The organism is Tropicibacter alexandrii (genome assembly GCF_003667315.2).
Lineage (GTDB): Bacteria > Pseudomonadota > Alphaproteobacteria > Rhodobacterales > Rhodobacteraceae > Tropicibacter > Tropicibacter alexandrii.
Window position 1 is genome coordinate 277,853 of sequence record NZ_RCTZ02000004.1, and the last position, 16,146, is coordinate 293,998.

Sequence of the window (16,146 nt, forward strand, 5' to 3'; positions counted from 1 at the left end):
CCCATGTTTACCGTCTGCGCTCTCTATCACTTCACCCGCTTTCCCGACCCCGCCGCGCTGCAAGCCCCGCTGCTGGACCTGTGCCGCGCGCATCAAATTACCGGCACGCTGTTGCTGGCCGGTGAGGGGATCAACGGCACCGTCGCCGGGCCACGCGCCGGGATCGACGCGCTGCTGGCACATATCAAGGGCCTTCCGGGTTGCGATGACATCGTCTGGAAGCTGTCCACGGCGTGCGAGCGCCCTTTTGCCCGGATGAAGGTCCGGCTGAAGCGCGAGATCGTCACGATGGGCCAGCCCGACGTCGATCCGCGCGCCAAGGTCGGTCATTATGTCGAGCCCAAGGACTGGAACGACCTCATCCTGTCCGACGATGTGGCCGTGATCGACACGCGCAACGATTATGAAATCGCCATCGGCACCTTTCAGGGCGCGGTCGATCCGCAGACCGAGACCTTCCGCGAGTTCCCCGAATGGTGGGAACAGAACAAGGAGCGCTTTCACAACAAGCGTATCGCTATGTTCTGCACCGGCGGCATCCGCTGTGAGAAATCCACCAACTGGCTGCTGCAACAAGGTGTCGAAGAGGTCTATCACCTCAAGGGCGGTATCCTGAAATACCTCGAAGAGGTGCCGCAGGAGGACAGCACTTGGGAAGGCGAATGCTTTGTCTTTGACGGGCGCGTGTCGGTCGGGCATGGGCTGGTCGAGGGGCCGCATCTGCTGTGCCACGCCTGCCGCAAGCCGATCCTGCCCGAGGACCGTGACCGCCCCGAATATGAACACGGCGTGTCCTGCCACCTGTGCATCGACGAGACGTCAGACGAGGACAAGGCGCGCTTCCGCGAGCGGCAGAAGCAGATCAAGCTGGCCCATGAACGTGGCGAACGCCACCTGCACGCCGACGTGCCCGAAGACCTGCCCGAGGAACTGTAGCCCATGTATATCGTGTCCCTGATCGCGCGCCCCGGCACGCTGGAGCCCGCCTTGGTCGAGAATCTGCGCAACGCCTTTGGCGGCGGTGACGCGGTCTGGCTGTCCGTGGATGAGGCGGCGGAGTTCTCCTTGCCGGTTGTGCCGTCGCATTTCGACGAGGTCCGCGCCTCGCTGCTGGATCAGGTCGACCTGAACGTGCTGCCCGCCGAGGGCCGCCGCAAGCGGATGCTGCTGGCGGATATGGACAGCACGATGATCCAGCAGGAATGCATCGACGAGTTGGCCGAGGTCGCGGGCGTCGGCGCGCATGTCAAGGACATCACCGCGCGCGCCATGAACGGCGAGTTGGACTTCGAAGGCGCGCTGACCGAGCGCGTGGCGCTGCTCAAAGGGCTGGATGAGGGCGTGATCGATCAGGTCATGGCCGAGCGCATCACCTTGATGCCGGGCGGCAAGACCCTTCTGGCGACGATGCACGCGGCGGGCGGGCATTGCGCGCTGGTTTCGGGCGGGTTCACCGCGTTCACGGCGCGGGTGTCCGAACTGCTGGGCTTTGACGAGAACCGCGCGAACACGCTGATCGTGGCGGATGGCAAGCTGACCGGAGAGGTCGGGCGGCCCATCCTCGGGCGCGAGGCCAAGGTACAGGCCTTGGTCGAGATTTCCGCGCGGCTGGGGATCACTGAGGCAGAGGTTCTTGCCGTGGGTGACGGCGCGAATGATCTGGGCATGCTGGGCCGCGCGGGTCTGGGCGTGGCGCTGCACGCCAAGCCCACCGTGCAGGCGCAGGCGCAATGCCGGGTCAACCACGGCGACCTGACGGCGCTGCTATATCTTCAGGGCATTTCGAAAACGGATTTCGTCGCGTGACCTAAAGTAGGATGGGTGATCACCCATCCTACCCCAACTCGGCCACCGGACAGATCCGTCCCGTCACCAACCCGTCCCAGTTCTTCACTTCCGGGGTCAGGAACCGCGCCACATCCGGGTGCGCCGCGTCCAGAACCCCGAGTCGCACCAACAGCGCCGCCATCACGCATTCCGAGGCCCGCGTCGCCCCATCGGCAATTTTCAGCGCAATTCCGATGCCCCGCTGCGGCAGGATCGCGATGAAAAACCCTTCGGCACCGGTCTTCACAGCCACCGGTTCCCGCGCCGCGCGCATCAGAAGCGTGCAGGCCCGACCCTCGCCCGCGACCAGATCGGGGTGCTTGATCATCGCCTGCACCAAGGCCGCCGCCGCCCGCGACAGCGCATCCTCACGCCGATGCGCCGTGGCGAAAAAGCTCATCGCCCGCGCCATGCCGTGCAATGTCGAGGCAAAATTCGGGGCCGAACAGCCGTCGATGCCGAAACCGGGCGAGACCTCATCTGTGACCGCCTCGAACAGTTCCTTGCAGGCGGTCTGAACCGGGTGGCTTGGGTCCACGTAATCCGGCCCGGCGCCCAAGTGTTTGGTCAGAGTCAGGAAACCAGCATGCTTGCCCGAGCAGTTGTTGTGCACGCGGCTAGGGGATTCGAAATCCCGGATCATCTGCAGTTTCAAAGACTTGTCCCGCGTCACCTGCGGCCCGCAGATCAGGTCCCCATCGCTCAGCCCCAGATCGGCCAGCCACGCGTTCACCGCCGCCACATGCAGCGGCGCGCCCTCGTGCGAGGCGCAGGCCAAGGCGAGCCGTTCGGTCGACAGGCCATTGGCGGCACCCGATGCCACCAGCGGCAAGGCTTGGATCATCTTGGCGGACGAGCGCGGCAGGATCACGGCCTGCGGGTCTCCCCATGCCTCCATGATCTGTCCCGCGCCGTCGCAGATCACCGCGTGCCCGGCATGCAGGCTTTCAAGGATCGGGCCGCGGTAAACCTCGACCAAAGGAACGGCGGATACGGTCATGGGCTCTCCTCTCTTCACCTCTAAGCGATATTCTGCCAACGGGGCTTTCGCCTTGCGGTTCTTTCAGGCTATTGTCCAGCCGTCGAGAGGAAATTCCCTCGCCGCGAGAAGGGCCGCCAAGGCCGGGTGCGGGACAGTGTTTGAGGCTAAGGACAGCTGGAGGCTGCGAATATGATTTCAGGTCTTGGGCGGATGATGGGTGCGGCCGCGTTTTGTCTGGCCGGTCTGGCAAGCGTTGCCAGCGCACAGGAATCCAGCACAAATCGCGTGGATGCGATGACCGACTGGTCGGTGTTCGAGGGCAACGAGCCCCGCGAATGCTGGGCCGTCACCACGTATAAGGAAAGCGTGAACACCAAGGATGGCCGCGTCGTCGCCGTGACGCGCGGGGAAATCCTGCTGATGGTGTTCTATCGCCCGAATGCCGGTGTGACCGGGCAGGTCGCCTTTACCGGCGGCTATCCGTTTGCCCCCGGCTCGACCGTGAACGTCAATGTCGATGGCACGGAATTCGAGCTGTATACCGAGGGTGAATGGGCGTGGCCGTCGACCCCGCAGGAAGACGCCAAGCTGATCACCGCGATGAAGCGCGGCTCGAATGCCGTCCTGACCGCCGTGTCGGCGCGCGGCACGACGACCAAGGACACGTTCAGCTTGCTCGGCTTTACCGCCGCTGTCGAGGACGCGGAGAAGCGCTGCCAATAACGGTGGTTTGATCGTGATGCGACAAGGGCCGGTTTCGATCGGCCCTTTGTGTTTTTTGCCGAATCCTGTATAGCGCAGGCTTCTTTTCCCGAGGATGGTGCCATGAGCGATACGCCGATCACCCAGGACGTGCTGACGATCCCCCGCAAGCTGCCGGAGGGATTGAAGAATCTCGTCGGTCTGACGCGGGACGAACTGCGCGAGGCCCTGATCGAGATCGGTACGCCGGAAAAGCAGGCCAAGATGCGGGTTAACCAGATCTGGCAATGGCTGTATCACTGGGGCGTGCGCGACTTTGCCGACATGACCAATCTGGCGAAGGACTACCGCGCGAGGCTCGCGGCGAACTTCGTCATCGCCTTGCCGGAAATCGTGTCCAAGCAGGTCTCGGCGGATGGGACGCGCAAGTATCTGGTCAAGATCGCCGGCGGTCACGAGGTCGAGACCGTCTACATCCCCGAGGAAGATCGGGGCACGCTTTGCATCTCGTCTCAGGTGGGCTGCACGCTGACCTGTTCGTTCTGCCACACCGGCACGCAGAAACTGGTCCGCAACCTGACCGCCGGGGAAATCGTCGGTCAGATCATGCTGGTGCGCGACGATCTGGGCGAATGGCCGGAGCCGGGCACCGGGACGGGCGAGAATGGTCCGCGCCTGCTGTCGAACATCGTGCTGATGGGCATGGGCGAGCCGCTGTATAACTTCGATAATGTGCGCAACGCGATGAGGATCGCCATGGATGGCGAAGGCATCGCCCTGTCGCGCCGCCGGATCACCTTGTCGACCAGTGGCGTCGTGCCGGAAATCGCCAAATGCGCCGAGGAAATCGGCTGTCTGATGGCGGTCTCCTTTCACGCCACCACCGACGAGGTGCGCGACAAGCTGGTGCCGATCAACAAGCGCTGGAACATCGAGACGCTGCTGAACGCGCTGCGCGAATATCCCCGCCTGTCGAATTCCGAGCGGATCACCTTCGAGTATGTCATGCTCAAGGATGTGAACGACAGCGACGCCGACGCCCGCCGTCTGGTCAAGCTGATCCAGGGCATCCCGGCCAAGATCAACCTGATCCCGTTCAATGAATGGCCCGGCGCGCCGTATCAGCGCAGCGACTGGGAGCGGATCGAGAAATTCGCCGACATCGTCTACAAGGCCGGTTATGCCAGCCCCATCCGCACACCGCGCGGCGAGGATATCATGGCCGCCTGTGGCCAGCTGAAATCCGCGACGGAGCGGGCGCGCAAGTCGCGCGCGGAAATCGCCGCTGAGACTGGGCTGTAAGCCGTCAGGCTGTGAGTTTTTCGGTTGGGTCCGTGGGCAACGGGTCGGGCTGAAGGGTGGAGGTCAGGCGTTCGCGCGACATCTCCCACAGGGCAAGCACGGCGTCGGCGGCCCCCTGCGCATCCTGCGCGGCGATGGCGTCGGCAACGGCCTGCTTGGCTTGCACGGTCTTCTTCAGCGCCTTCTTTTCCTTTTTGGAACCGGGCGAGAAGTGCCCCTCGTTGAGGCGCGTCATGTCCAGCGCAAGACGGGTCAGGCCCGGTGCCAGATAGGTGCTGGCGGCCAGATCGCGCAGCGCCTCCCAAAACCCATGGGCGGCCAGAGCGGTCGCTCGGCGGTCGTCCCCGTCGAAGGCCGCGCCCAACGTGGCCAGTTGCACCATCAGCGTATCGGTTTCGCCGGGGGTCGCGCGGGCGGCGGCCAGACGTGCGGCGCTGGTCAGCAGCACGGGCGCGGTCAACATGAAGTCCTGCAGCCGCGGCAGGTCAAGCGGCGTCACCTGCGCGCCCTTGTTGGGGCGCAGGTTCAGGTAGCCCTCACCGGCAAGCCCTTGGAAGACCTCGCGCAGCGGCGTGCGGGACAGGCCGAATTCGCGGGCGAGCCGGGTTTCATCCAGCTCGGCGCCGGGGACCAGATCGCAGCACAGGATGCGGGCGCGCAGGTCCTCGCGCAGGGCGGCTTTGGGTGTCGGGTTGGGCATGGCGGGCCTCCTCGTACACGCAGTGTGTACGAGAGGCGATCATCACGTCAACCGTTGGCCATGAAAGGCGGCGTCATAGGCCGCCACGATGTCGCGCGCCCGCGCCGCCGTGTCGGCGACGCTGCGCCCGGGTTTATACAGCGCCGAGCCGATGCCGAATCCGGTGATGCCCACCGCCTGCCATTGGTCGAAATTCTCCGGCCCGGCACCACCCACCGCATAAGTCCGTGTCTCGGGCGGCAGCACCGCCTTGAGCGCCGCCACGCCCGACGGTCCCAGATGCGAGGCGGGAAAGAACTTCAGCCCATCAGCGCCATTGCGCAGCGCGGTGAAGGCCTCGGTCGGGGAGAAGACACCGGGATAAGACAGCATCCCCGCCTGTTTCGTCGCGACGATCACGCGCGGATTGCAATCGGGCGAGACGACCATCTGCGCGCCCATCCCGGCCAGCCGCAGCACGTCCGCCGGGTCCAGCACGGTGCCCGCGCCGATCACCGCGCCCTCACCGACGCGCAGCATCGCGGCGATGCTGTCGAACGGGTCGGGCGAGTTCAGGGGCACCTCTATCTTGGTGATTCCGGCGTCGATCAGGGCCTCGGCCATGGCGGGGGCCTCGGGCGGGGTCAGGCCGCGCAAGATGGCAATCAGTTCACGGGTCATGTCGCGTCCTTCCATGCGGCGATGAGGCCGCGCAGGGTGATGTCTTCGACCGGGGCGGTGCGGCAGGTGGCCGACTGCGCCCGAAGTGCGGACAGATAGCTTTGCGACAGCGTCTCGGCACCGAGGATCACCACCTCCTGTCCCAGCCAATAGGGGCGGGCGGCGGCCAGTTCCATGCCGATCAGCAGGCCGGACAGGCGCGCGCGCGCGCTGTCGGTGGACTGGCCGTGCAGCAAATGCGCGGCGCGCAGGGTGAACAGGTCGGCGGCCACTTGCGCGGGGCGCCCCATGGCATCCGATACGGCAGACAGGAAGGCGTCGCCGTCCCAGCCGGTTCCGATGGAGTGACGCAGCACCGAGGCGGTGCTCAGCAGGGCAAAAAGCTCACCCGTCATGAATGTGCGGAAGGAGACGACCTCCCCGGCGCTGACATGCACCCATTTGGAATGGGTGCCGGGCAGGCAGATTATCCCGTCGAATCGCGGCTCGGTGGCCATGAAGCCCGCCACCTGTGTTTCCTCGCCGCGCATGACATCGGCGGGCGCAGCTTGTGACAGACCCGGCAGGATGCGCACGTCGAGCCGGTCATCGGCAACCAGCGGGCGCAGGGCGCGACCGATCGCAGGCGGTTTGGTGGGGACGGATAGGTAGGGCGCTTCGGCCCAGCCCTGACGCGCGCCCGCCATGCCGCAGACCAGCACCGGCAGCGGGCCGGGTCCGGGGTCGCCGATCAGCGACAGCAGGTGCGGTTCGAATTCATCCGGGGCGAGGCTGGCCATCCCCTTGTCCGAGGTCATCGCCTCGGTGACCGTGTCCCCCGACATGCGCCAGAGGCGCAGGTTCGAGGTTCCCCAGTCGACGGCAATCCAATTTTCTGGCGGCATGGTTGATCCCTGTTGGCTATCCCCAGAATTGCGTGAACCGCCATCCAAGGGCAAGGGGCCGGGATAGAGCATTGTTTTCGCGGCGGAAACCCGAGCGGGTCGGACCAGCGGTCGGATGGGGCCGTCGGCAGGCCAACACCCGAAGGGCGACGGGGCGTCGCCAATCCCGCGAAAAAGCGATGCTGATCAGGGAGTTATGTGGTTCGAGGTGGCATGGCGCTGAGCGTGCACATGTGTTGCGGATTTGCCCCAGACTGGGGCTCTCGGGGTGAGGGCCATAGCCGACTTGTGACCGCACTGATAGTGTTCGTGCAACGATCGAGGGAACTGCGTTTGCGCGGGGTCCGGGGCTGCGTATGTCCAGAAGGATGCGGCCCGCCATGCGTGCGTATTTGAGGAAGAACGATATGGGCTCCAACGGAAGTTTTGCTTTTGCGATGGTCAAACGGGCGGCAGTCATCGGCCTGCTGACGCTGGCCAGTGCCTGCGGCGTGAGCTACATCAGCCCGTCGGTTCAGAAGGAAGTCGATGGCGCGCCGGTCACGGTCGTGCCGATGACGATGAAAAGCATCGCTGCCGCAAATGCCAGCACCTATGTCCCGCGCCAGCTGCCCGCCGCCTTCTTTGCCGCGGCCGGGACGGGGGGCACGATGTACGGGGCCGGTGCCCTGCCGAGCCAGCCTTACATCCCGACCGAAGGCCGCAAGGCCATGGATTTCCGCCCGCTTCCCGATGCGGCGCGCGTGCCCTACCGGATCGGCGTCGGCGATGTCGTTCTGCTGGCGACGCGCAGCTCCGGCTCCACCATCGAGCAGCTGTCGGGCCTGTTGGCCGCGCAGAACAGCCGCCAAGGCTATACCGTGCGCGATGACGGCACGATCGCCATTCCGGAAATCGGCAGCGTCGCGCTGGCCGGTCTGACCGTGAAAGAGGCCGAGGACCAGCTGTTCGACGTGCTGGTGCGCAACCAGATCGACCCGTCCTTCAGCCTCGAAGTGGCAGAGTTCAACTCGCAGCGCGTCGCTGTTGGCGGGGCCGTCAATGCCGCGCGTCTGGTGCCGATCACTCTGAACCCAGTCACGCTGGGCGAGGCGATCACCGCCGCTGGCGGGATGGCCGTCAAGGACGAGGAATTCGCCTCGATCCGGATCTATCGCGACGGAACGCTGTACCAGATCCCGGTGGAAATCTTCAAGGATCGCCCCGACCTTCAGAAAAAGGTCCTGCTGGGGGGCGACGCGGTGTTCGTCGATACGACCTATGACCTAGACCGCGCACTGGCCTTCTACGAATCGCAGTTGTCGGTGATCGAGATGCGCAGCGCCGCCCGCGCGCAGGCGCTGACCATGTTGCAGACCGAAATCGAGATTCGCCGCTCTGCACTGGACGAGCAGCGCTCGACCTTCCAGGCGCTCGAAGACCTCGGCGCAACCGATCGTGACTATGTCTATCTGTCCGGCGAGGTGAACAATCAGGCGCGCTTTGCCCTGCCTTATGGACAGACCGCGAGCCTTGCCGATGTGCTGTATGGCGAGGGTGGCTTTGACACCACCACCGGCAACCCGCGCGAGATCTATGTGCTGCGCGGAACCAACGCGCCGGGCAAGGTCGGTCAGATCCTCGCTTACCATCTGAATGCCGAAAACGCGGCTGCGCTGATCGTGGCCACCCGCTTCGAGATGCGCCCGAACGATGTCGTCTTCATCGAAGAGCAGCCGATCACCAAGTGGGGCCGCGCGTTGCAGCAGGTCTTCCCGACGATCCTGCAGGCCGCCAGCCGCGGCATTTAACGTTAACCGGCGAAATCCGGCACAATGAGGGCGCTTCGACGTGCAGGGAGGCTTGCATTTCGGAGCGCTCTGCGCTCAAGACTTTTCCCATGAACCTCTTCAAGAAGATACTGGGGCGCAGGTCCTCAGGCGCCAGGGCCGAGGCGGCGCCCTTTGATGCGCCCTTGGCGCCCGAGAAGCCCTTTTTCGCGATCGGGGACATCCATGGCACGCTGGACCCGTTTCATGACCTGCTCCACGTGATCGAGCAGGTCGACGAATGTCCCACCGTGATCTGCGTCGGTGACTATATCGACCGGGGCGAGCGGTCTGCCGAAATTCTAGGCTTGCTGCGTCGGCTGACGCAGGAATTCCCCGACCTCGTGTTTTGCCTGCGTGGCAACCACGAACAGATGTGCATCGACTTCCTGAACGACCCCGAACGGTCGGGACCGCGCTGGATGCGCCATGGTGGCTTGCAGACGCTGGCCAGCTACGGCGTGGCCAAGACCCCGGACACGACGATGACCGATCTGCGCGACGCTCTGGCCGAGGCGATGGGCACGGGGATGATCGCTTGGTTGGAAAGCCTGCCGACGCTGTGGCAAAGTGGCAATGTCGCGGTTGTCCATGCCGGGGCGGACCCGGCCCTGCCGATCACGGAGCAGTCGGACAAGACATTGATGTGGGGGCACGCGGATTTCCATTCGGTGCCGCGTCAGGACGGGATCTGGGTGGTCCACGGCCATACGATCGTGCCGCAACCGCAGGCGCGGGATGGCCGCATCGCGATCGATACCGGCGCATACGCAACAGGCACCCTTTCGGGTGCCTATATCTGCGAGAACGATCTGGTTTTCATCGATCAGAAGCTGAAATTCGACTGACCGTAAAGGGCGGCGCGATCAGGCGCCGCCTCGCTTGACCACGACGGAGATGGTGCGCCAGACAATCCAGGCTTCCATCAGCAGGTCGGTATGGGTGATGTAGTAGAGGTCTGCGCTGACCTTGCGCTTGGTCGCCTCGACACCTTCGATATAGCCCAGTTCGGTTTGTGCCAGACCGCTGATCCCCGGACGCACCGCATGGCGCTGGCGATAGCCGCGGACCTGCTCAAGATAGTGCACCGCGTGATCGTAATAGTCCGGACGCGGGCCGATCAGGCTCATGTCACCGCGCAGAACGTTCAGGATCTGCGGCAGTTCATCGATGCGGCTTTTCCGCAGGAAGCCGCCCAAGGGCGTGATGCGATCGACTTCGAGCGGGCAATCCGCCGAGCGGCTGACCTGCGGCACGTCCGTCATCGAGCGGAACTTGATCGCTTGGAACGGCTCGCAGTTGCGACCCATGCGGCGCTGTACGAAGAACAGCGAGCCCTTGTTGTAGAACGGGTTCAGAATCAGCAGAGCAACGGCCAAAATTGCCAAGAACGGCAACAATGCCAAGCTCATGATGATGTCGAACGACCGCTTCGTCACGGCAAAGCCGAACTTTCGCAGACGGGAAACCGAAAGGAAAGCGCGTTGCCCTGGAAACTCCGGTGCGCGTGCGCTGCTACGAGTAAGCAATTGTCCCTCCAAAGGGTAAATTTTCAACTTGGATACAAAACATCCGGACACGACCAACTATACTTTCGGACAGGTACACCACTCCTTCCGGACGGGTTCTGGATAGCTATGGCCCCTGAACGTGTCAAACCAATTAACAGGAGGTTAAAAGCTTATGGCAAAAATATGATGCGTTTGGTTAAAATTGAGCCGTTCCTTGCCGATATGGCAGGGCTTTCCAGCACTTGCAGAGCGCAGTAGGGTCCGTTCGACAGGCTGCGGGACGCGGTCATGCAACAGGGACGGGAACGGATGCCAAGCTTGCCAAAGAACCGATTCAAGGACGCGATTGCCCGTATGGAGCTTCAGCACGGTTTGTGGGTCGGCCTGTCCGATCCGTTGGCGGTCGAGATGATGGCGGGCTGCGGCTATGACTGGATGCTTCTGGACACCGAACATTCGCCCACCGATGTCCGCACCGTCCTGCCGCTTTTGCAGGCGGTCGCGCCTTACCCTGTGTCGCCGATCGTGCGGCCCACCTCGTTGAACACGTCGGAAATCAAGAAGATCCTCGATATCGGCGCGCAGACGATCCTGATTCCCTATGTGCAGAACGCCGAAGAGGCCGTGCTTGCGGTGCAGGCGGTGACCTACCCGCCAGAGGGCATACGCGGGGTGGCGGGGATGACACGGGCCTCGCGCTTTGCCACGGTGCCGGGCTACCACAAGACCGCCGGGCAGGAGATCTGCCTGCTGATACAGGCCGAAACCCGCGAGGCGCTGGATCAGATCGAGGCGATGGCCGCCGTGCCCGGCATCCACGGCATCTTCATCGGGCCGGCCGATCTGGCCGCGTCGCTGGGCTATCCGGGCGAGCCGGGCCACCCGGAGGTCAAGGCGATCATCCTCGACGCGATCCGCCGGATTCGCGCCGCCGGGCTGCCGCCGGGCATCCTGACGCTGGATCACGGCTTTGCCGACGAGGCCATCGAGGCCGGGGCGGTGTTCGTCGCGCGCGACTTCGATCTGGTGGCCCTGCGCAAGGGGCTGTCCCGTCAGGGGTCATGATGCGGTTTGCGCTGGTCCTTGCCATGTGGCCGGTTGCGGCGCTTGCCGACATCACGGTCTTTGCCGCGGCCAGTCTGAAGACCGCGCTGGACGAGGCCGTCCGCCTGTACGAGGGCGAGGCGGTGACGCTGTCCTATGCGGGGTCTTCGGCGCTTGCACGGCAGATCGGATATGGCGCGCCCGCCGACCTGTTCATCTCGGCCAACCCGGACTGGATCGACTGGCTGGACGCAGAGGGGCTGGTGACGCAACAGGCCCCCCTGCTGGGCAACCGGCTGGTGTTGATCGGGCCTGCAGGCGCCGAGTCGGGCCCGCCCGAGGCGCTTTTGCCGGGGGCAGAGCGCATCGCCATGGCGCTGGTCGACGCGGTCCCGGCGGGCATCTACGGCAAACAGGCGATGACGTCGCTAGGCCTGTGGGATCAGGTCGCGCCGCGTGTGGTGCAGGCGGACAATGTGCGCGCGGCGCTGGCCTTGGTCGCGTTGGGCGAGGCGCCGTTGGGCGTGGTCTATGCCACGGACGCACAGGCCGAGCCGCGCGTGACGGTGTTGGCCGAATTTCCAGAGCACAGCCATGCGCCGATCCGCTACCCGGTGGCCTTGCTGGACGGGCACGGAACGGGCGCGCAAGCGTTCTATGACTGGTTGCAGGGCGATGAGGCCGCGCAGGTCTTTCAGACGCATGGGTTCTCCGTGCTGGGCGCGCAATGAGCTGGCTCTCGCCCGAGGAATGGCAGGCGGTGGCCCTGTCGCTGCGCGTGGCGGTCTGGGCGACGGTTGTGGCGCTGCCGCTGGGCCTGTTCACGGCCTATGCCTTGGCGCGGTGGTCCTTTCCGGGCAAGCAATTCGTCAACGGGCTGGTGCACCTGCCGCTGATCCTGCCGCCGGTGGTCACGGGCTACCTGCTGCTGATGACCTTCGGCACGCGCACGCCGGTGGGGGCGTTTCTGGCGGAGTGGGGCATCGTCTTTGCCTTTCGCTGGACGGGGGCGGCGCTGGCGGCGGGGATCATGGCCTTCCCCTTGATGGTGCGCGCCATGCGCCTGTCGATCGAGGCGGTGGACCCGAAGCTGGAAGAGGCGGCCGCGACGCTGGGGGCCTCGCGCGTGTGGGTCTTCGTCACGGTGACCTTGCCGCTGGTCTTGCCGGGGGTGCTGGCCGGGTCGGTGCTGGCCTTCGCCAAGGCGATGGGGGAATTCGGCGCGACGATCACCTTTGTCTCGAACATTCCGGGACAGACGCAGACCTTGCCCTCGGCGATCTATGCCTTCCTTCAGGTTCCGGGCGGCGAAAGCAGCGCGCTGCGGCTGGTGGTGGTGTCGGTCGTGGTGGCGATGGGTGCGCTGCTGGCGTCGGAATGGCTGGCGCGGCGGGTGCAAAGGCGCATGTCATGACGCTGTCGGTTCGGTTGCGCCACCAATTGCCGGGCTTCGCGCTGGATGTGGATTTCGAGGCTCCACCGGGGCTGACGGTGCTGTTCGGGCGATCCGGGTCGGGCAAGACGACGATCATCAACGCGGTGGCCGGGCTGATGCGCCCCGATACGGGGCGGATTGCGGTCGATGGGCGCGTTCTGTGCGACGAGGGTGTCTGGCTGCCGCCGCATCGCCGACGGCTGGGCTATGTCTTTCAGGAGGCGCGGCTGTTTCCGCATCTGACCGTGCGGCAGAACCTTCTTTATGGCCGGTTCTTTGCGCGGCGGGCGGGGGCGCGGTTGGACGATGTCGTCGAGATGCTGGGTATCGGCGCGCTGCTGGATCGCCGCCCCGGCGCGCTGTCGGGGGGCGAGCGTCAGCGCGTGGCCATCGGGCGTGCCTTGCTGGCCGCGCCGGAAATGATCTTGGCTGATGAACCGCTCGCGGCGCTGGACGAGGCCCGCAAGGCCGAGATCCTGCCCTATTTCGAGCGCCTCAGGGACGAGGCCAAGATCCCGATCCTCTATGTCTCGCACAGCCCGGTGGAGGTCGCCCGGCTGGCGACCACCGTCGTGGTGCTCCAGGACGGACGGGTCGCGCGGCAAGGCCGTGCCGCCGAGGTGCTCAGCGATCCGTCGGTGACGCCAGCGGGCGTGCGCGGCGCGGGCGCGATGCTGGAGGCGCGGGTCGTGCGTCATCACGATGATGGGCTGACAGAGTTGGACGCGGGCGGCGTGCCGCTGTTCCTGCCGCGGGTCGGCCAGCAGGCGGGCGAGGTCTTGCGCGTGCGCGTCGCCGCGTCCGAGGTCATCCTGTCGCGCGAAGCGCCGCAGGGTCTGTCGGCCCTCAACATACTGCCCGGCACGGTCGAAGCCATCCGGTCGGGCGACGGCCCCGGCGCGCTGGTGTCGCTGCGCACCCCGGCGGGGCGCATTCTCGCACGGGTGACCCGGCGCTCGGCGGACAGGTTGGGCCTGCGCGAAGGTGTGACCGCCTATGCCGTGGTCAAGTCCGTGGCGATTGCGCCGCAGGATGTCGGCGGCGCTTGAAGCAGGTCCATGTCCCGCTAAGTGCGGGTCATGAAACGCGCTTTGATCATTGGAAACAGCGGCGGAATTGGCAGTGCGGTCGAGGCCGACCTGTCCCGTCGCGGGGTAGACGTCACCGGCCTGTCACGGTCGGGTGACGGTTTGGACGTCACGGACGAGGCTTCGGTCGAGCGTGCCTTGGGCGCGCTGGAGGGGACGTATGACCTGATCTTCGTCGCAACAGGCGCGCTCGAGATCGACGGGGCCGAGCCGGAAAAGGCGCTGAGCGCGCTCACGCCCAAGGCGCTGATGAACCAATTCGCCTTGAACGCCGTCGGCCCGGCGATGGTCGTGAAACACAGCACCCGGCTGTTGCCCCGGCGCGAACGCGCGGTGTTGGCGGTGCTGTCGGCACGGGTCGGGTCGATCGGGGACAATGGCTTGGGCGGCTGGTACAGCTACCGCACGGCGAAGGCGGCGGTGAACCAGCTGGTGCATGGCGCGGCGGTCGAACTGGCGCGCACCCACAAGGCGCTGGCCTGCGTCTGCCTGCATCCGGGCACGGTGGCCACGGATTTCACCGCGAAATACGCCGGGCGGCACCCGACGGTGACACCGGAGCACGCGGCAGAACGGCTGGTCGACCTGATCGAAGGGCTGACCCCGGAGCAGACAGGCGGGTTTTACGATTACGCCGGAAAGGTCATCCCGTGGTGAAGCTGGTTCTGGTGCTGGGCGATCAGCTGTCGCCTGATATCGCCGCGCTGAAGGCGGCAGACAAGTCGCAGGACGTGGTGGTCATGGCCGAGGTCGCGGACGAGACCTCTTATGTCAAACACCACCCCAAGAAGATCGCGCTGATCCTGTCGGCGATGCGCAAGTTCGCGCAGGCCCTTCGGGACGACGGCTGGGAGGTGCGCTATACCCAGCTGGACGATACGAACAATTCCGGGTCGATCTGCGGCGAGCTGTTGCGCCGCGCCGAGGATGTGGGCGCCTCCGAGGTGATCGCCACCGAGCCGGGGGAATGGCGCCTGATCGAGGCGCTGAACCATTGCCCCTTGAAGGTGACGCAGTTGGAGGATGACCGGTTCGTCGCGTCCCACAAGGAATTCGATGACTGGGCCAAGGGGCGCAAGGCGCTGCGGATGGAGTATTTCTACCGCGAGATGCGCCGCAAGACCGGCCTGATGATGGACGGTGACCAGCCCGCCGGGGGCGAGTGGAACTATGACAGCGAGAACCGCAAGGCCCCACCGGATGGCGTGCAAAGCGCGCCGATGCAGTTCACGCCGGGTGAGGTGGTCGAAGAGGTTCTGGATCTTGTCGAGGCGCGCTTTGGCGACCATTTCGGCGACCTCCGCCCGTTTCATTTCGCCACGGATCGCGGGCAGGCACGCCGCGCGCTGAGCCATTTCGTAAAACACGCCCTGCCGGATTTCGGCCCTTATCAGGACGCGATGATGCGGGACGAACGCTTCCTCTATCACTCGCTACTGTCGGCCTATATCAACATCGGTCTTCTGGACCCGCTGGAGGTTTGCGAGGCGGTGGAGCAGGCGTGGAAAGACGGCGAGGTGCCGATCAACTCGGCTGAGGGGTTCATCCGCCAGATCATCGGCTGGCGCGATTACATGCGCGGCATCTACTTCCACGAGGGGGCGGATTACGTCACGCGCAATGGGCTGAAGCATGATCGCGATCTGCCGTGGATGTATTGGGGCGGCGAAACGAAGATGGCCTGTATCGGCGCGGCGGTGAAGCAGACCGGCGAAGAGGCCTATGCCCACCACATCCAACGGTTGATGGTGACGGGGAATTTCGCGCTGCTGGCGGGTGTGGACCCGCATCAGGTGCATGAGTGGTATCTGAGCGTCTATATCGACGCGTTCGAATGGGTCGAGGCGCCGAATACGGTAGGGATGAGCCAGTTTGCCGATGGCGGGGTGATCGCGTCGAAGCCGTATATTTCAAGCGGCAACTACATCAACAAGATGTCGGATTACTGCAAGGGCTGCGCCTATGACGTGAAGGCGAAGACGGGCGAGGGGGCGTGCCCGTTCAACCTGCTGTATTGGCACTTTCTCGACCGGCATCGGGACCGTTTCGAGGGCAATGCCCGGATGGGCAACATGTTCCGGACATGGGACCGGATGGATGAGGACAAGCGCGAGACGATCCTGAGCGAGGCGGAGGACCTGTTGAAACGCCTCGATGCCGGGGACATCGTCTAGAGGGGGCGCGTGCAAGGCGCTTCGAAGCG

17 protein-coding genes are annotated in these 16,146 nt (G+C 65.0%); 12 read left to right on the forward strand and 5 right to left on the reverse strand.

Features of this window, described 5'->3' with window-relative positions; translation table 11 throughout:
• Nucleotides 1-3: 3 nt before the first annotated feature.
• Nucleotides 4-936 carry an oxygen-dependent tRNA uridine(34) hydroxylase TrhO gene (trhO, locus tag D8Z78_RS07545; RefSeq protein ID WP_121629524.1) on the forward strand — a complete coding sequence of 311 codons (933 nt, stop codon included), beginning with the start codon at nucleotides 4-6 and terminating at the stop codon, nucleotides 934-936.
• A gap of 3 nt (nucleotides 937-939) precedes the next feature.
• Nucleotides 940-1,806: a phosphoserine phosphatase SerB gene (gene serB / locus D8Z78_RS07550; RefSeq protein ID WP_121629525.1), complete on the forward strand. Its 867-nt coding sequence runs from the start codon at nucleotides 940-942 to the stop codon at nucleotides 1,804-1,806.
• A 28-nt stretch (nucleotides 1,807-1,834) separates the two neighbouring features.
• Here serB and D8Z78_RS07555 read toward each other — a convergent pair whose 3' ends face one another.
• On the reverse strand, nucleotides 1,835-2,827 hold the full coding sequence (locus D8Z78_RS07555; RefSeq protein ID WP_121629526.1) for an asparaginase: 993 nt from the start codon (nucleotides 2,825-2,827) through the stop codon (nucleotides 1,835-1,837).
• Between the two features lie 171 nt (nucleotides 2,828-2,998).
• On the opposite strand from D8Z78_RS07555, the gene D8Z78_RS07560 reads away from it, so the two are divergent.
• Entirely contained in the window at nucleotides 2,999-3,532 is a 534-nt protein-coding gene (locus D8Z78_RS07560) for an invasion associated locus B family protein (RefSeq protein ID WP_121629527.1), read from the forward strand.
• Between the two features lie 102 nt (nucleotides 3,533-3,634).
• Nucleotides 3,635-4,813, forward strand: a complete 1,179-nt coding sequence (rlmN, locus tag D8Z78_RS07565; RefSeq protein WP_121629528.1) for a dual-specificity RNA methyltransferase RlmN — start codon at nucleotides 3,635-3,637, stop codon at nucleotides 4,811-4,813.
• 4 nt (nucleotides 4,814-4,817) lie between these two features.
• Here rlmN and D8Z78_RS07570 read toward each other — a convergent pair whose 3' ends face one another.
• From D8Z78_RS07570 to D8Z78_RS07580, 3 genes are read right to left on the reverse strand one after another with little or no spacing between them, the layout of a single operon-like run.
• Nucleotides 4,818-5,513 carry a GntR family transcriptional regulator gene (locus D8Z78_RS07570; protein ID WP_121629529.1) on the reverse strand — a complete coding sequence of 232 codons (696 nt, stop codon included), beginning with the start codon at nucleotides 5,511-5,513 and terminating at the stop codon, nucleotides 4,818-4,820.
• A gap of 42 nt (nucleotides 5,514-5,555) precedes the next feature.
• Nucleotides 5,556-6,173 carry a 2-dehydro-3-deoxy-6-phosphogalactonate aldolase gene (locus D8Z78_RS07575; protein WP_121629530.1) on the reverse strand — a complete coding sequence of 206 codons (618 nt, stop codon included), beginning with the start codon at nucleotides 6,171-6,173 and terminating at the stop codon, nucleotides 5,556-5,558.
• A complete protein-coding gene (locus D8Z78_RS07580) occupies nucleotides 6,170-7,057 on the reverse strand; it encodes a 2-dehydro-3-deoxygalactonokinase (RefSeq protein WP_121629531.1) in 888 nt (295 codons plus the stop codon). The genes D8Z78_RS07575 and D8Z78_RS07580 overlap by 4 nt, the downstream gene beginning before the upstream one ends.
• A gap of 407 nt (nucleotides 7,058-7,464) precedes the next feature.
• Between D8Z78_RS07580 and D8Z78_RS07585 the strand changes: the two genes are divergently transcribed.
• The gene (locus D8Z78_RS07585; RefSeq protein WP_240672040.1) at nucleotides 7,465-8,847 is read left to right on the forward strand and encodes a polysaccharide biosynthesis/export family protein; all 1,383 of its coding nucleotides are present in this window, start codon (nucleotides 7,465-7,467) and stop codon (nucleotides 8,845-8,847) included.
• A gap of 89 nt (nucleotides 8,848-8,936) precedes the next feature.
• Nucleotides 8,937-9,713 carry a metallophosphoesterase family protein gene (locus tag D8Z78_RS07590; RefSeq protein WP_121629532.1) on the forward strand — a complete coding sequence of 259 codons (777 nt, stop codon included), beginning with the start codon at nucleotides 8,937-8,939 and terminating at the stop codon, nucleotides 9,711-9,713.
• 18 nt (nucleotides 9,714-9,731) lie between these two features.
• Here the strand turns inward: D8Z78_RS07590 and D8Z78_RS07595 are convergent, their stop codons facing one another.
• Nucleotides 9,732-10,304, reverse strand: a complete 573-nt coding sequence (locus D8Z78_RS07595; protein ID WP_255446342.1) for a sugar transferase — start codon at nucleotides 10,302-10,304, stop codon at nucleotides 9,732-9,734.
• Between the two features lie 381 nt (nucleotides 10,305-10,685).
• On the opposite strand from D8Z78_RS07595, the gene D8Z78_RS07600 reads away from it, so the two are divergent.
• From D8Z78_RS07600 to D8Z78_RS07625, 6 genes are read left to right on the forward strand one after another with little or no spacing between them, the layout of a single operon-like run.
• Nucleotides 10,686-11,441, forward strand: a complete 756-nt coding sequence (locus D8Z78_RS07600) for an HpcH/HpaI aldolase family protein (RefSeq protein ID WP_206169651.1) — start codon at nucleotides 10,686-10,688, stop codon at nucleotides 11,439-11,441.
• The gene (gene modA, locus D8Z78_RS07605; protein WP_121629534.1) at nucleotides 11,438-12,151 is read left to right on the forward strand and encodes a molybdate ABC transporter substrate-binding protein; all 714 of its coding nucleotides are present in this window, start codon (nucleotides 11,438-11,440) and stop codon (nucleotides 12,149-12,151) included. The genes D8Z78_RS07600 and modA overlap by 4 nt, the downstream gene beginning before the upstream one ends.
• Nucleotides 12,148-12,834 (forward strand): molybdate ABC transporter permease subunit, encoded by a 687-nt coding sequence (gene modB / locus D8Z78_RS07610; protein ID WP_121629535.1) that lies wholly within the window; start codon nucleotides 12,148-12,150, stop codon nucleotides 12,832-12,834. The genes modA and modB overlap by 4 nt, the downstream gene beginning before the upstream one ends.
• Nucleotides 12,831-13,904 (forward strand): molybdenum ABC transporter ATP-binding protein, encoded by a 1,074-nt coding sequence (modC, locus tag D8Z78_RS07615; protein WP_121629536.1) that lies wholly within the window; start codon nucleotides 12,831-12,833, stop codon nucleotides 13,902-13,904. The genes modB and modC overlap by 4 nt, the downstream gene beginning before the upstream one ends.
• Nucleotides 13,905-13,934: 30 nt before the next feature.
• Nucleotides 13,935-14,600 carry an SDR family NAD(P)-dependent oxidoreductase gene (locus D8Z78_RS07620; RefSeq protein WP_121629537.1) on the forward strand — a complete coding sequence of 222 codons (666 nt, stop codon included), beginning with the start codon at nucleotides 13,935-13,937 and terminating at the stop codon, nucleotides 14,598-14,600.
• The gene (locus tag D8Z78_RS07625; RefSeq protein ID WP_121629538.1) at nucleotides 14,594-16,117 is read left to right on the forward strand and encodes a cryptochrome/photolyase family protein; all 1,524 of its coding nucleotides are present in this window, start codon (nucleotides 14,594-14,596) and stop codon (nucleotides 16,115-16,117) included. The genes D8Z78_RS07620 and D8Z78_RS07625 overlap by 7 nt, the downstream gene beginning before the upstream one ends.
• Nucleotides 16,118-16,146 lie beyond the last annotated feature (29 nt).

Excerpts from the sequence above, each read along its gene's own strand:
- D8Z78_RS07600 (WP_206169651.1), top strand. The coding sequence starts at position 10,686 with ATGCCAAGCTTGCCAAAGAACCGATTCAAGGACGCGATTGCCCGTATG.
- rlmN (WP_121629528.1), top strand. The coding sequence starts at position 3,635 with ATGAGCGATACGCCGATCACCCAGGACGTGCTGACGATCCCCCGCAAG.
- modC (WP_121629536.1), top strand. The coding sequence starts at position 12,831 with ATGACGCTGTCGGTTCGGTTGCGCCACCAATTGCCGGGCTTCGCGCTG.
- D8Z78_RS07570 (WP_121629529.1), bottom strand. The coding sequence starts at position 5,513 with ATGCCCAACCCGACACCCAAAGCCGCCCTGCGCGAGGACCTGCGCGCC.
- serB (WP_121629525.1), top strand. The coding sequence starts at position 940 with ATGTATATCGTGTCCCTGATCGCGCGCCCCGGCACGCTGGAGCCCGCC.
- D8Z78_RS07590 (WP_121629532.1), top strand. The coding sequence starts at position 8,937 with ATGAACCTCTTCAAGAAGATACTGGGGCGCAGGTCCTCAGGCGCCAGG.
- D8Z78_RS07555 (WP_121629526.1), bottom strand. The coding sequence starts at position 2,827 with ATGACCGTATCCGCCGTTCCTTTGGTCGAGGTTTACCGCGGCCCGATC.
- D8Z78_RS07580 (WP_121629531.1), bottom strand. The coding sequence starts at position 7,057 with ATGCCGCCAGAAAATTGGATTGCCGTCGACTGGGGAACCTCGAACCTG.
- trhO (WP_121629524.1), top strand. The coding sequence starts at position 4 with ATGTTTACCGTCTGCGCTCTCTATCACTTCACCCGCTTTCCCGACCCC.
- D8Z78_RS07575 (WP_121629530.1), bottom strand. The coding sequence starts at position 6,173 with ATGACCCGTGAACTGATTGCCATCTTGCGCGGCCTGACCCCGCCCGAG.
- modB (WP_121629535.1), top strand. The coding sequence starts at position 12,148 with ATGAGCTGGCTCTCGCCCGAGGAATGGCAGGCGGTGGCCCTGTCGCTG.
- D8Z78_RS07560 (WP_121629527.1), top strand. The coding sequence starts at position 2,999 with ATGATTTCAGGTCTTGGGCGGATGATGGGTGCGGCCGCGTTTTGTCTG.
- D8Z78_RS07620 (WP_121629537.1), top strand. The coding sequence starts at position 13,935 with ATGAAACGCGCTTTGATCATTGGAAACAGCGGCGGAATTGGCAGTGCG.
- modA (WP_121629534.1), top strand. The coding sequence starts at position 11,438 with ATGATGCGGTTTGCGCTGGTCCTTGCCATGTGGCCGGTTGCGGCGCTT.
- D8Z78_RS07585 (WP_240672040.1), top strand. The coding sequence starts at position 7,465 with ATGGGCTCCAACGGAAGTTTTGCTTTTGCGATGGTCAAACGGGCGGCA.